The following is a 14,790-nucleotide window of genomic DNA, read 5'->3' on the forward strand; positions in this document are numbered from 1 at the left end:
ATGACGTACTCCATAATCTATAGCGTTCTTTTACTGGTATCCCTAGGGGTAACGGCCGCCATGGTGCTTTATGTCGTGTCCAAAAAGTTTTATGTATATGAAAACCCCTTGATCGCCAAAGTGGAAGATTTGCTCCCAGCCGCCAATTGTGCCGGATGCGGTTCTCCCGGATGCAAGGCTTTTGCCGAAAAATTGGTGGATACGGATGATATATCCGATCTGTTCTGCCCTGTAGGGGGAAATGATGTCATGCAATTGGTTTCCGAGGCTTTGGGCAAGGAAGTGGCAGAAAAAGACCCCACGGTTGCCGTAGTACGCTGTCAGGGTGCTTGTGATGTACGTCCTAGGACCAGTGAATTTCAAGGGCCAAAATCCTGCGCGATATCCGCCTTGATCTACAGTGGTGAAACGGATTGCCAGTATGGATGTTTGGGCGATGGGGACTGTGTAGCGGTCTGTAAGTTCGATGCCATGTATATGGACGAATCCACCGGCCTACCCGTGGTCATCACCGATAAATGTACCTCCTGCGGTATATGTGCCGAGGCCTGCCCCCGTGATATTATAGAAATGCGACCCAAGCACAAACGGGACCTTAAAATTTATGTGGGATGCCTCAACGAGGACAAGGGCGGCATTGCCAGAAAAGCATGTTCCGTGGCCTGTATCGGGTGTTCCAAGTGTTTTGATATCTGTCCCAAGGAAGCCATTACCATGGTGAACAATCTCGCCTATATTGATCCGGAGTATTGCACCCTTTGTAGAAAATGCGTGCCGGTCTGCCCTACCGATTCCATCATTGAGACCAATTTCCCCAAGAAAAAGGTAAAAAAAGTAGAAGTTGACCAAGGAGCGGAAGTGAAATCGGTTAATCTGGTAGACCATGCTTAAGACCTTCCCAAAAGGAGGTATTCATCCTCCAGAGAACAAGTTGACCTCATCCAAGCCGATACAACGATTGCCCGTGCCCAAAGTAGTCTATGTACCCATAGCACAGCATATAGGAATCCCCGCTGAAATTATTGTGGATAGAAAGGATAAGGTGGAAATAGGTCAGGTCATTGCCAAATCAGGCGGATTTGTCTCTTCGAACATCCATTCCCCTGTGGCCGGGACCGTTACCAAATTGGATATGATCGTGGACAGTACAGGCTACAAAAAGCAATGTATCGTCATCCGGACGGATGCCAAGAACCAGTCCAATTTTGAGGAAACCGAGTATCCGTTAAAAATGGAAATCGCCTTGGAACCCCAGGAAATAGTGCAACGCATTTCCGACTATGGCATCGTTGGACTAGGGGGTGCCACCTTCCCTTCCCATGTAAAATTGAATGTAAAGGCGGATAAAAAAATCGATTGTCTGGTCATCAACGGCGTGGAATGCGAACCGTACTTAACGGCGGACCATAGATTGATGTTGGAAAAGGGCGAGGAAATCCTGATGGGCATCAAAATCCTGATGCATGCCCTAAACGTTCCCCGGGCAATCATCGGCATTGAAAACAACAAACGAGATGCCATTGAAACCTTTAAAAAACTGACCTTACAAGAACCCAAGGTACAAGTGGCCGCCCTACAGGTGAAATATCCACAGGGCGGGGAAAAACAATTGGTACGGGCGCTGTTAAAGCGGGAAGTTCCCAAAAATGGACTGCCCTTGGATGTGGGTGTAATCGTGCATAATGTGGGTACCATTTTCGCCATTTACCAGGCAGTACAACATGACGTTCCTTTGATCGAACGCGTGGTAACCGTTACGGGCAAGAAAATGGAGAAGGCCTCCAACTTTTGGGTAAAGATAGGGACACCTATAAAAGACCTGATTACCGAAGTAGGCGGTATGCCGGCGGGAACTCGTAAAATTGTCAATGGCGGCCCTATGATGGGGAAGGCCCTAAAGAATACGGATGTACCGGTGACCAAGGGCACTTCGGGCATATTGGTCATTTCGGAGGATGAGGCAAGCCGGGGCGAGACCAAACCCTGTATCCGCTGTGGCGAATGCGTATCGGTATGCCCCATGGGATTGGAACCCCACTTATTGATGAACCTATCGGAAAAAGGGATGTTCGAAAATGCCGGCCAGGAGGACATCCTTACCTGTATAGAATGTGGTTCGTGTAGCTATGTATGCCCTTCGCACAGACCGTTGCTGGATTACATCCGATTTGGAAAAAGTATTGTCAAAAAGTTGGACGTCTCAAAGAATTAAGAATATATGGATAGCCCTCCTATTGTTATTTCCGCCTCACCCCATGTACATTCCGAACGGACTTCCAAGCGCATCATGTATGATGTGGTCATTGCTATGGTCCCTGCTTTTTTGGTCTCGCTGTATGTGTTCGGGATCCATGCGTTTATTGCCACGGCAACGGCCATTGTTTCCTGCCTATTGTTCGAATATCTAATACAGAAGTACCTTTTAAAGACGGAAATCACCATAGCCGACGGCTCTGCCTTGATCACAGGAATTTTGTTGGCTTTCAACTTACCGGCCGGTTTACCGATTTGGATGATCATCGTCGGTAGTTTGGTAGCCATAGGCATTGCCAAACTGTCCTTTGGGGGCCTGGGGTACAATATCTTTAATCCCGCATTGGTGGGCCGGGTGTTCCTCCTGGTCTCCTTTCCGGTACAGATGACGCTATGGCCCACCGCCGTGGAAAACAACACTACTATTGCGGATGCTGTTACCGGGGCCACCACCTTGGGCATCATAAAGGACGGATTGCAATTTGGTGAAACCATGACGGAACTGAGTGCCCAACTTCCCTCCCATCTCAATCTGTTTTTGGGGATTACCGGTGGATCTCTAGGTGAAATGTCCGCCTTGGCCCTACTATTGGGCGGTTTGTACCTCATCGCACGAAAAGTGATTACGTGGCACATTCCGGCAACCGTATTGGGTACTATGGCCTTGATGACCGGAATTTTCTGGTGGGCCAATCCGCAACACTATGCCAATCCCTTGATCCATATCTTGTCCGGAGGTGCCATCCTGGGGGCCTTTTATATGGCGACCGATCTGGTGACCAGTCCGGTAACCAAAAAAGGGATGGTCATCTTTGCCATAGGTATCGGGATAATCACGGTGGTCATTCGGTTGTTCGGATCCTATCCGGAAGGGATATCCTTTGCCATTTTGATCATGAACGCCTTTGTACCCCTGATCAACAAATATTTTAAGCCGCGTAGATTCGGTTCCAAAATAAAGGCCAAAATCGTATGACGATGCAGAAAAAAGAATCGACTTTCCTCAATATGGTACTGTCCCTTTTGGTCATCACCTTGGCAGCGGGATTCTCCCTGGGCTACGTAAACGACATTACGTTGATTCCGAAGGCCAAGGCCAAATTGGCGAAAAAGGTCAATGCTCTTAAAACGGTACTGCCTGAATTTGACAATGATGCGGTTTCGGAAGTCGTAGTCGTTAAACCGGAATCCGTAAGAGATAGTATTGAAATCTATCCGGCTTTTCAAAATGGGGAATTCGTCGGGGCTGCGGTAACCGGATCCTCGGAAAAAGGCTATAGTGGCCTTATACGGATTATGGTAGGTTTTACCCCGGATGGCCATATATACAACATCTCCGTTTTGGAACAAAAGGAAACCCCGGGACTGGGCACAAAGATGAAGGGCGAAAAGTTCCTACGGCAATTTCGGGACAAAGACCCAAGCCACTACGATTTAAAAGTAGAGAAAGATGGAGGCGAGGTCGATGCGCTGACGGGAGCCACCATCACCACCCGAGCCTTTACGGAAGCCACACAATTGGCGTATGACGTTTTTATGGAACAGAAAGGACAATGGACAGTCAATAGTGATCAATAAACAGTGGACAATGAACAATGATAAGTTATAAGTGTTTAGTGTTTAGTGTTTAGTGTTTAGTGTTTAGTGTTTAGTGTTTAGTGTTTAGTGTTTAGTAAAAAGTAATAAGTAATTGGTTGATAGTTGGCGCAAAGCGCTGAAGTGGTAAGTGGTAAGTGGTAAGTGGTAAGTGGTAAGTGGTAAGTGGTAAGTGGTAAGTAAATAAGCAATAATTCAATAACCAGTAAACAATAACTCAATAACATAGTAACTCAATAACATAGTAACTCAATAACTAACAACCAGCAAAAGACAACCAACAACTAACTAAGAACAATGAGCAAAACACTCGATCAAAAGCAGAACTTTTTAAAGGGTATCATCAAGGAGAACCCGGTCTTTGTAATGCTCTTGGGGATGTGTCCCGCCCTGGGGGTAACCTCATCGGCCTTTAACGGACTGGGAATGGGGGTGGCTACCTTGTTCGTTTTGTTGATGTCCAATGTGGTGGTTTCCCTGATCAAATCGCAAATACCCAACAAGGTGCGGATTCCGGCCTTTATCATTATCATCGCTTCCTTTGTGACGGTAGTGGAGATGGTGTTGGAGGCCTATATCCCCTTTTTATATGAGCAGTTGGGCATCTTTATCCCCTTGATCGTGGTGAACTGTTTGATCTTGGGCAGGGCCGAGGCCTTTGCTTCCAAGAACAAGCTGTTCTCCTCCGTTTTGGATGCGCTGGGCATGGGCTTGGGCTTTACCATTGCCCTTACGGCCTTAGGGGCCACGCGCGAAATCCTGGGGAGCGGTAGTATTTTTGATATCAAATTTGTAGGTGAGGATGCCAATACCTTTATCCTGTTCATTTTGCCTCCTGGAGCCTTTATAGCCCTGGCGTATTTAGCTGTATTGTTCCAAAGATTAACCCCTAAAACTTCCTAGGTATGGACTATCTGGTTATCCTTATCGCGGCCGTATTCGTCAACAATATTGTACTCTCCCAGTTTTTGGGGATATGCCCTTTTTTAGGGGTCTCCAACCGGATATCTACCTCGGTGGGGATGTCCGGAGCCGTACTCTTTGTGATGACCATTGCCACTACTGTGACCTATTTGTTGCACCAATATATTCTGATGCCTTCCGGACTGGATTATTTGCGGACCATTACCTTTATTCTGGTTATCGCCGCCTTGGTACAGATGGTAGAAATTATGTTGAAAAAGGTAAGTCCACCGCTTTACCAGGCCCTAGGGGTCTTCCTGCCCTTGATCACTACCAACTGTGCGGTTTTGGGTGTGGCCATCCTGGCCCTGGGGTTGGAGAACGGGAGTTTGCTAAAAGCGGTATTCTTTGCGTTGTCCCATGCCATAGGATTTTCCCTGGCCTTGGTCGTCTTTGCCAGTATCCGCGAATTCTTGGAACTGGCCGATCTCCCCGAGGGGATGAAGGGCGTTCCCATTAACCTATTGGTGGCCGGACTCTTATCCCTGGCCTTTTTGGGGTTTGCGGGTTTGGTGTAAGACTAAAGGGAATCCCTAAACCGAACAGATAGTTTTAATTATTTATTTTTTGTAAACTTAAATATTGACAATTTTATATATTTGTAAATCTAATAGTTTACATTTTATTATATTTGTAAACTTAAATCGTTACAAAAATGAGAAGCAAGCGAAAACTTTTGATTGAACAACTGGACCAAAAGCTCCAACCATTTCTAGAAACTAGAGTGGTCATAGTCCCGGAAAGGGGATGGATAAATACAATTAGAACAACATTAAATATGACGCTGGCTCAACTTGGTGCCAAGCTTACTATCACTAGGCAAGGTGTTAAAAGGATTGAGGAAAGTGAGGGCAATGGTACAATAACCCTCAATTCTTTAAAGGAAGTAGCCCATGCCTTGGATCTGAAATTAGTTTATGCCTTGGTCCCAAAAAATGGGACTATTGACGATTTGATAGCAGCAAAAGCTGAAAAACTGGCTCAAAAAATAGTATTGCGGACCAATCAAAATATGAAACTGGAAGGCCAAGGAATAGGAGATGATAAAATAAGCAAAACTATAAGAGACCTTGCCCATGAAATAAAAAGAGAGATACGAAGATCTTTATGGGATTAGAATTACAATACACGGCCGGACAAACCCCTATAGATGAGGAAGAAAAGGAAGGCTTAAAAATAAAATCCATTACAACCCAAGGAGAGTTGGATGAATTTGAGCAACTGAACATTGAGAAAGCGGTTGAATGGACTATCCATGCCAATTTAAAGTCCGAAAAAATACTAACAGAAAAATTTATAAAAGACTTGCATAAAAGAATGTACGGGGACGTTTGGAAATGGGCAGGGGAATTTAGAAAGTCTGAAAAGAACATTGGGATAAAATGGACTCTAATCGGAGTCGAATTAAAGAAATTGCTGGACAATACCAAATATTGGATTGAAAATGACACCTTTTCTCCAGAAGAAATTGCGATTCGATTTAAACATCAAATAGTCTCCATTCACTGTTTTCCTAATGGAAACGGAAGACATTCCAGAATGGTGGCGGATATTATGATGGAATCTATCTTTGGGAAAGCGGTATTTACTTGGCATCGATCAAATATGATCAAAACGGACAAAATAAGGAAAGCGTATATAGATGCCCTCAGAAAGGCCGATAAGGGAAATATTAAACCCCTAATTGAGTTTGCAAAAATCTAAAAGGTAGAACATCACAATGGCCAATCTACAATATTATGGGACTGGAGAGTGGCATCCTGTTAAAGGTCGCGGTCTTTGCCAGTATCCGGGAATTTTTGGAACTGGCCGATCTCCCCGAAGGAATGAAGGGCGTGCCCATTAATCTCTTGGTGGCCGGACTCCTATCCCTGGCCTTTTTGGGATTTGCAGGCTTGGTGTAGGAATACTATTTATAGACTCGTTAAAAAATAGTACATTGGGTTAATAACGGAATGGATATGATTACAGATCCTATTCGCCTAAAATAGTTATTGATCATATACAATTGTTAGGCTACATATTTCAAAACCCTAAAAATAATTTGAATGCATTCTGGATTAGGACCTTATGAAACGCTTTTGAAAATTGACATTATTGATTTTCAAGACTATGTAGGTTTGGAGCATTTTGGAATAAGAAAACTTACATATCAGGAACAATGTAATTTGTTTGATTTAGAAAGTTTTGACCTGAGAGAAAATAAAGAAGTTAGGAACTGGCGACCAAAACCAGAGGAGAAAAAAAGAAATCAATTAAAATACATTGACGGCTACAGCAGACAGGACTGGGAGGAATTAATTGGTAGTGAATATTATTTAAACTGTAACTCGGTTGAAGAAGTACCACTAATTCTAGATGCTTTTAGGCTTTCTAAATCGGGTTATATAGTCGCCACTTTTAGTAAAAGTAGAAATTACGAATCCGTTCATTTTCACTACCCGCGTTTCATAAAGGTTGCTCGAGAAGGTTTAATGAAAATAACTGTTGAGGAACTTTCCAAAGTCGAAAAATTATATCTAGAACTGAAGAAAGTAACTAATAAAAAGATTAAACTAAATCTAGAAAGATATAAAAATGGACCAGAGACATGTAGCCTTCCCTAAAAATAGGACAGTTTAAAATTCGAAAATAGTAACTTTAAATTTTAACTGTCAGATGAAAAAAAGCAAGTTTACCGAGAGCCAGATTATCAAGGCACTCAAAGAGAACGAACAGGGCCGCAAGGTCGGGGACATATCCCGTGAGATGGGCATCGATACCAGCACCTTTTATTATTGGAGAAAGAAGTATGGTGGCATGGAAGTGGCCCATATGAAGCGCCTTAAAGAGCTTGAGGAGGAGAACCGCAAGCTTAAGCAGATGTACGCCGACGTAAGTCTGGACGTCCGCATGCTCAAGGACGTGCTGTCAAAAAAGTTCTAGGGCCTTCCGACAAGAAGCACCGCGCGAAATACCTACAAGAGGCCTATTCGGTAAGCGTATCACGTTCCTGTCAGGTTCTGGAACTTGCCCGTTCGATGTGGTACCACCACAACAGGAAGGATGACACGGAAGTTGTCGGAGCGTTATCCAGACTGGCGGAAGAACTGCCCACCAGGGGCTTTGAGGTGTATTACAAGCGGCTTCGTCGCGAAGGCCATAAATGGAACCGCAAACGGGTCTTGCGGGTATATAGGTCGATGAACCTGAAACTCAGGCGCAAACACAAGAAACGTTTGCCCGCAAGGACAAAGAACCCATTGGAGGCCCCGATGGATCTCAATGAGGTGTGGAGCATGGACTTTATGGCCGATGTGCTGTCCGATGGCAGGAAGATCAGGGTGTTCAATGTAATGGACGATTGCAACCGTGAGGTGCTTGCCATGGATGTGGGGCTGAACTACCCGGCAAAAAAAGTGGTGGAGACATTAAGCCATTTGGAGGAAGAAATGGGCCTTCCCAAAACGATCCGTTGCGATAACGGTCCGGAGTTCATTTCCAAGACCTTGGCCGATTGGTGCAAGAAGAAAAGAATCGAGCTCAGGTTCATCCAACCGGGAAAGCCCGTACAGAACGCATTTATGGAACGATTGAACCGACATTATCGCGAAGATGTACTCGATGCATATTGGTTCAATGACCTGCACCAGATAAGGACATTGACCAACGAATGGATGGAGAACTACAATACAAAGCACCCGCACTCGGCATTGGACGATATGCCACCAAGGGAATACAAAGACCGTTTCGGGGAAGAATTCTTCCCCGAAACCAACATAATTAATGAAAAATTATTGAATTTAGAGTTGTCCTAAAAAGGGTAAGGCTACAGACATACCATCATTCTTTTATAGATTTAGTTGGTGTTTTAGAATCACTTCTAACTGGTAATGATAACGGAGAATTGAAATTTCGATTTTCGTTGTACGTAAATCACATTCTAAAAAACAAAATAAAATCAGATATAGAAATTAGCTTTAAATCCGCCAAGGAGTTATACGATATACGTTCTAGTTTAGCGCATTCAGGAGAATCAAAAAAATTCTCACCTGAACGTTATCTTTTATTAAATGAAATAACTCGTGAAATTTTAGTTTGGCATATTTATAATCCAAACTACGTGATTGAACCTGATTTTCTAAAAACATTGTTTGAAGAGCGGGACGAAATAAATACGTAGCCTAAAAAAACCTAAACGTAATGAGGACTTTAGGGCTAAATCGAAAGGTCTGTTTATATTTATTAAGTCGCTAAATCTTATGGATTTAGCTTCGTGCGCAGACAGAAACGAAAAGTTTCCTTGCCTCCGAACTACGCTTAACCCAACAGTTGGCTACAATTAGATTAATTCATTTAGTTGCAAAAAAACAAATCATATATTGAGAGTGCTGATTTGGAATTGGAAATGAAACGAGTCAATAAGAATTTCCAATCAATCAGCAATAATCTGATAGCTATCGGAATGGATTATAAGTATTATATGGATTCTAATTTTACGGACAATAAAATCTATGAATTTAGGGACAATATACTTTATCGACTGAGGGCAACCAGACTACATGTGAATATCGCCGTAAGTATGCTAAAGTCTTTGGACAATGAACTTTCAGATATTTTCAAAAAAGAAAATGGTCAATTGCATATGCAAAGGCATTTTGATATAAGGAAATCGGATATATCAGCACTATTTGATAGTACAGTATTTCACATAATTTCTGCCTTCGACTATCTAAGTAATTTAGTGGCATTTCTAAGTCTTAAAAATCACAAAAAACTAAAGTGGAACGAGCTATCACAGTCGGTAAGGGATCCGAAAAATGAATTGTACAATTCAACTTTCAGTAAACTTATTGACCAACTTGATCGGACCTTTGTTGGTAGACTTTATAAACATAGGTCTTATTTAATCCATACTGGAAAAGAAGGTGAAAGAAACTCTCTTTCAATCGAATTAATAAAGGGAAAAGTCAAAACAAAAATCATAGCCTCTAATAGCTTCAACAAAAACTTTAGCGAACTTAGAAAACTTAGTAAAGAAAATGATTTGTCAATATCATATATTCTGTTTTGGCTTTTGGACAAAACCACAGACTCAATAATTGACATTCAATTCGGATTGAAGGAATTTATGGAAAAAAATAAAAGGGTTGAAAAACCTTTTATGTTTATGAAAGGACCGAATAATGAAGTTTTGCCTGTTTCATCAAATTATTGGAGTAAAAAAGAATAACTGTAGCCAATAATGGCTATAACCCATGGCTTATCGCTTCGTCATTTTTTTCCTAACTTGAATTAACCAAAAAATGTCTGGCACTGGGCACGGAGTCATAGCCGGGCCTTAGTAAGCCGTTAGTTAATCCCCTGATGTTAAACTTTGGTAAAGGATTAGCTAGTAGTAAAAAAACATTTATAAACGATTGACCCAAAAACAATGAAGCATAGATTTCTCCTCCTAAGTAGCATAGGTATTTTATTAGGTTCCTGTATTGTTGAAATACAAAAAGAAAACCCTTCAACACCACCGGTCAAGAATACAAAAAAAATAGAGCTGGACCTCAAAGAGGTCAACCGGCTTATGGAATTACCGCTGGGCTGTATTCAAAATCCACTTCCCTACAAGTCAGGACTAGTAGTAGCAAAGGAAAGCGATTTGGCCATGCCTATAGATCATCATCCCGCTTTCTATGGTTGCTTTGACTGGCATTCCGCGGTACATGGTCATTGGTCATTGGTGTATTTGTTAAAAAACTTCCCCGACCTCGCCAAAAAAGAAGAAGCGATCCAAATGCTTGATGAAAATCTTACGGCCCAAAACATCGAGAAGGAAGTGGCATATTTTTCATTGAATCGGGAAAGCAAATCTTTCGAAAGATTGTATGGTTGGGCTTGGTTGCTCAAACTTCAAGAAGAGCTGTTCACCTGGGACCATCCCTTAGCCCAAAAGTGGTACAATAACCTAAAACCACTGGAAGATTACATTTCAAAGGCCTACGTCGAATATCTTCCAAAATTGGTTTACCCTATCCGGGTAGGTACGCATACGAATACGGCTTTTGGGATCAGTTTTGCCTATGACTACGCACAAACCGTTGGAAATAAAACTTTGGCCGACGCCATTAAAAAAGCGGCGATCCGATTCTACAGTACGGACAAGAATTGCCCAATTACTTGGGAACCCAGTGGACATGATTTCCTCTCACCTTGTTTGCAAGAAATTGACATTATGCGCAAAGTGCTCTCGGAGGAAGAATTCAAGAAGTGGTCCAAAGCGTTTTTACCGGCTTTATTCAATCAAAAATTATCGTTATCTCCTGGGCAAGTAAAAGATCGTTCCGATGGTCATTTGGTCCATTTGGATGGTGTAAATTTCTCAAGGGCTTGGTGTCTCTACCCATTGAAAGACAATAACAATGCCTACAATTTAGCAAACGAGCATTTGGAGTATTCCCTTTCCAAAATAACGGATGGAGATTACGCAGGACAACATTGGCTAGGCTCATTCGCATTGTATGCCTTCAAAACGAAAATAGAAGCGCAGCAATAACCTAAGGAGATACAAGAATTCATCAATGAAGAAAGAAAAACCTCGGCCAACAAATGCTAAATTGCATTAAAACACAGATAGGCCAAACATTGGCAACTACAAAACCACAACCCTTGAAATATTATCTGGTCATAACCCTCTGCTTGTGCTGTTGTATGGGCTTTTCAAAGCCTGATCAAGACATCATCACCAAAGATATCTGCATCCTTGGTGGCAGCGAAGCGGGGTTTACCGCTGCTATACAAGCAGCACGACTTGGAAAAAGCGTTGTGCTCATTGAACCGACCGGGCACCCTGGCGGTATGGTCGTTGAAGGATTGGGTAAGGACATTCGGTTCGGGAGTGCCCGCGTTATTGGCGGTATAGCCCGTGAATTTTACATCAAGGTAGAGCAACACTATTGTCTGGAGGCAGACTTTGAGGATCCTTCATGGTACTCCAAATATGAACCTTTCGTGGCGGAGCGAACTATCGAAGCAATGCTCGCGAAAGAGAAAAATATCCAAATCATACGAAAAACCAGGATACAGGAAAAAAACGGCATCAAAAAGGATGGCAAAAAAATAACCAAGATAATCTTGGAAAATGGTTTGGAAATCAAGGCCCAAGTCTTTATCGATGCTTCAATTGAAGGGCACTTGATCCACTTTGCCGGAATTACCACCGAAACGATTCGCGAAGGAAACGCCAAGTATACCGAAACACTGAATGGTATACAGGAAAGAAATACGTTTCGGCAGTTCCAGATAAAGGTGGATCCCTATTTGATCGAAGGCGACCCCAGCAGTGGATTGATTGAGACCGTGCAACCCGGAGTGTTGGGAACCCATGGGGATGCGAGCAAATTCATTCAGGGCTTTTGTTATCGCATGTGCCTCACCAAAGATCCGGAGAACCTAATCCCGATTGAAAAACCGGAAAATTATAATTCCGATACCTATGAAATCTACAAGCGCTATTTGAAAAAGGGAGGAACACTTTTCGCGCCTTACCCCAACAGACATAACGGAAAAACAGATGTCGGTAGTTGGCATGACCTTTCAGCCAACCTTTATGGTAAAAACTGGAAATACCCTTCCGGGGACTATAAAACCCAGGACAGTATCGTTCAATATCATCGCGACTTTACCCTAGGATTGATTTGGTTTTTGCAAAATGACCCAGGCGTAGATACCGTTACTAGGGAAAAATGGCAGGGTTGGGGATTGCCCAAAGATGAATTTTTGGATAATGGCCATTGGCCAAGACGATTATATATCCGAAGTGCCCGGCGAATGGTTTCCGACTATGTGATTACGGAATACGATACCCATATCAATAACCGCGATACCATTTCCGACCCTGTAGCTATTGCCTGGTGGCCACCGGATATGCACCATGCCAGACGAATTGTAAAAGATGGGTACGTCTATAACGAAGGTTTTACGCATGTAGGGGGCAGTAAAAGTTGGAAACCTTTTGGAATATCGTTCAAGGCCACCGTTCCAAAAAAAAGTGAGTGTACCAACCTCCTTACCCCTACCTGTCTTTCCTCAAGCTATGTGGGTTATGGAAGTATTCGAATTGTACCTACTTTTATGGTGTTGGGGCAAAGCACGGGTGCCATTGCCTCACTTGCGATCGATAAAAAAATGGATGTCCAAGATGTTCCTTATGGATTACTCCAAGAAGTATTGAAGGCGCATCATCAGATTTTGGAGATCCCGGAAAGTTGGCTTGAAATCATCTCTTCTAACAATTAAATGTTTGGGTTTTCATATTAAGGGTCAACCACAATTCTTTTATCCTATTGTTTGAATTTTAAGCCAAGTAAGGTTGATTGGCCGCCTCATTTTGTTTAATTTAATTTGCTGAAAGCATCCACCAATTAACCTGCATTACCCCAAGAAAAATGCCCCAAAAGTTTATTACCGTTACCCTGGTCTTGTTAACATATATATCCTTATCCGCGCAGGAATTTACAGAGCCCGAAAAGGAGCGATTTATCGAGTTAGAGATCGATTACGCAAAATTGCTCAATACCGACCCGGATTATGGAGCCGATTTACGTAAAGTCTTGGAACAAGACCGCAAGTACCGCACCAATAAAACCGTGGGAATGGTAATAGGTGGAGTTGGAGTTGTCACAACGGCAGGAGGTCTATTGTTTTTGGCAACTAGAAACAGAGGAAATGGATTATCCAAAACGATTATAGGTCGTGGAATGACAGCCTTGGGTGCCGTTGAATTGGGATTCTCTATGTCAATACTCTCCTTTTCCAAAAAAAAGAAAAAAGAAAGGGACCAAATACTATCGGAATTCGATTGGGAAGGGGATTAAAAAATAAATTGAAAAAAGAAGAGGCAGACTCAATCAATCTGATTTTAGCATGGCTGACCTCTAAGGTTTATTTTTTACTTTTAGTGTATTCGGTAAAAAAATTGAGAGATAATTTGATTAATATTTCTATGCCATATGCCGCTGAGACCAACAAAATGAAGAAAACAATATTTGTATTGACTGCCACATTGCTGGTTTGCCAAATTTCCTTTGGGCAATCGGAGGATTTCAAGGTGTACAATGACCTTTCCTACTTGAACAAGGAATCGGTTTCCAATGACAGTCTTCAAAGATTGAACTTGGTCTTGCCCTCAAATAAGGAGAACTATCCGTTATTGATATGGATAGGTGGGGGTGCTTGGTCCTATGGGGATAGACATCAAGAAATGGATCTAGCCAAAAAGTTCGCTGCACAGGGAATTGCCGTAGCAAGTATTGGACATCGATTAAGTCCGGCCACATGGCGCGATTCAACTTTGGATAAAGGAATTCAGCATCCAAAACACATTGAAGATGTGGCCACTGCTGTTAAATGGTTGCACGATAATGCCGATACCTATGGCTATGATAAAGAAAGCTTTGTTGTAGGGGGATATTCCTCTGGGGCACATTTATCTGCATTGCTAAGTTTGGACAATACCTATTTAAACCAAGTAGGGCTTTCTACAGAACTGTTCAAAGGGGTAATCCCGATTTCGGGAACCTATGATATCGTTGATTACCATAATGTATTTTTGAACGGAGGTAGGCCAGAACTGGCCAAGCTACATGTTGAAGCTGTTTTCGGGAACACGGACAAGGACTTTAAAAACGCCTCGCCCATAACCTACCTTAAAAATTTATCGATTCCTATGCTGCTCATCAGCGACAATACTTTGTACAATTACACAAAGCTTTTTGAGGAAAAAATACGTGAAACGGAGTTTAGGGATATGCAAGTTTTATATAGCTATGATCTATCGCATGGCGAATTGTGGAAAAATTTATCATTTTCAGAAAGAAGTATCTATAGGTCGGTAATCGTAAACTTCATCGAAACACTATTTGGAAATGGATAACGGCACACTCCATAAGGTTGTCTACTTTTAGTGTGCACGTAAAAGATCTATAGATTATATGATCTGTATGCCTA

Annotated in this window: 16 protein-coding genes; all 16 read left to right on the forward strand. The window is 42.5% G+C overall.

The genetic code is table 11. The features are described from left to right. The 16 genes from ACP2AF_RS02650 (at position 1) to ACP2AF_RS02725 (ending at position 14,716) form a co-directional block, all read left to right on the forward strand. Positions 1–891, forward strand: coding sequence for a Fe-S cluster domain-containing protein (locus ACP2AF_RS02650; RefSeq protein ID WP_425234694.1), 891 nt, complete (start codon positions 1–3; stop codon positions 889–891). Then, positions 884–2,212: an electron transport complex subunit RsxC gene (gene rsxC, locus ACP2AF_RS02655; RefSeq protein WP_425234695.1), complete on the forward strand. Its 1,329-nt coding sequence runs from the start codon at positions 884–886 to the stop codon at positions 2,210–2,212. The genes ACP2AF_RS02650 and rsxC overlap by 8 nt, the downstream gene beginning before the upstream one ends. A 6-nt stretch (positions 2,213–2,218) precedes the next feature. After that, complete coding sequence (locus ACP2AF_RS02660) at positions 2,219–3,229, forward strand: RnfABCDGE type electron transport complex subunit D (RefSeq protein WP_425234696.1); 1,011 nt, start codon at positions 2,219–2,221, stop codon at positions 3,227–3,229. 2 nt (positions 3,230–3,231) lie between these two features. After that, on the forward strand, positions 3,232–3,831 hold the full coding sequence (locus tag ACP2AF_RS02665; protein ID WP_425234697.1) for an RnfABCDGE type electron transport complex subunit G: 600 nt from the start codon (positions 3,232–3,234) through the stop codon (positions 3,829–3,831). 315 nt (positions 3,832–4,146) lie between these two features. Continuing rightward, complete coding sequence (locus ACP2AF_RS02670) at positions 4,147–4,752, forward strand: RnfABCDGE type electron transport complex subunit E (protein ID WP_425234698.1); 606 nt, start codon at positions 4,147–4,149, stop codon at positions 4,750–4,752. Between the two features lie 2 nt (positions 4,753–4,754). After that, positions 4,755–5,330: an electron transport complex protein RnfA gene (locus tag ACP2AF_RS02675; RefSeq protein ID WP_425234699.1), complete on the forward strand. Its 576-nt coding sequence runs from the start codon at positions 4,755–4,757 to the stop codon at positions 5,328–5,330. A gap of 137 nt (positions 5,331–5,467) precedes the next feature. Then, the gene (locus ACP2AF_RS02680) at positions 5,468–5,929 is read left to right on the forward strand and encodes a mobile mystery protein A (protein ID WP_425234700.1); all 462 of its coding nucleotides are present in this window, start codon (positions 5,468–5,470) and stop codon (positions 5,927–5,929) included. Beyond that, positions 5,920–6,516, forward strand: a complete 597-nt coding sequence (locus ACP2AF_RS02685) for a mobile mystery protein B (protein WP_425234701.1) — start codon at positions 5,920–5,922, stop codon at positions 6,514–6,516. Before ACP2AF_RS02680 ends, ACP2AF_RS02685 begins: the two co-directional genes overlap by 10 nt. Before the next feature lie 35 nt (positions 6,517–6,551). Continuing rightward, positions 6,552–6,716, forward strand: a complete 165-nt coding sequence (locus ACP2AF_RS02690) for an Rnf-Nqr domain containing protein (RefSeq protein ID WP_425234702.1) — start codon at positions 6,552–6,554, stop codon at positions 6,714–6,716. Between the two features lie 144 nt (positions 6,717–6,860). Next, the gene (locus ACP2AF_RS02695) at positions 6,861–7,418 is read left to right on the forward strand and encodes a hypothetical protein (protein ID WP_425234703.1); all 558 of its coding nucleotides are present in this window, start codon (positions 6,861–6,863) and stop codon (positions 7,416–7,418) included. A gap of 52 nt (positions 7,419–7,470) precedes the next feature. Then, positions 7,471–8,609 (forward strand): IS3 family transposase gene (locus tag ACP2AF_RS02700; RefSeq protein WP_425234704.1). Its coding sequence is split into 2 segments (ribosomal slippage): positions 7,471–7,732 and positions 7,732–8,609, totalling 1,140 coding nucleotides; the frame shifts between segments, so codons are not numbered across the junction. Between the two features lie 542 nt (positions 8,610–9,151). Continuing rightward, positions 9,152–10,024 carry a hypothetical protein gene (locus ACP2AF_RS02705; RefSeq protein WP_425234705.1) on the forward strand — a complete coding sequence of 291 codons (873 nt, stop codon included), beginning with the start codon at positions 9,152–9,154 and terminating at the stop codon, positions 10,022–10,024. A gap of 201 nt (positions 10,025–10,225) precedes the next feature. Continuing rightward, a complete protein-coding gene (locus ACP2AF_RS02710; protein ID WP_425234706.1) occupies positions 10,226–11,338 on the forward strand; it encodes a DUF2891 domain-containing protein in 1,113 nt (370 codons plus the stop codon). 113 nt (positions 11,339–11,451) lie between these two features. Then, positions 11,452–13,080, forward strand: a complete 1,629-nt coding sequence (locus ACP2AF_RS02715) for an FAD-dependent oxidoreductase (protein WP_425234707.1) — start codon at positions 11,452–11,454, stop codon at positions 13,078–13,080. 149 nt (positions 13,081–13,229) lie between these two features. Further along, a complete protein-coding gene (locus tag ACP2AF_RS02720) occupies positions 13,230–13,658 on the forward strand; it encodes a hypothetical protein (protein WP_425234708.1) in 429 nt (142 codons plus the stop codon). 155 nt (positions 13,659–13,813) lie between these two features. Continuing rightward, positions 13,814–14,716 carry a carboxylesterase family protein gene (locus ACP2AF_RS02725; protein ID WP_425234709.1) on the forward strand — a complete coding sequence of 301 codons (903 nt, stop codon included), beginning with the start codon at positions 13,814–13,816 and terminating at the stop codon, positions 14,714–14,716. The last annotated feature ends 74 nt before the right edge of the window (positions 14,717–14,790 follow it).

The sequence above is a fragment of the Ulvibacterium sp. genome, from assembly GCF_965248315.1.
Lineage (GTDB): Bacteria > Bacteroidota > Bacteroidia > Flavobacteriales > Flavobacteriaceae > Ulvibacterium.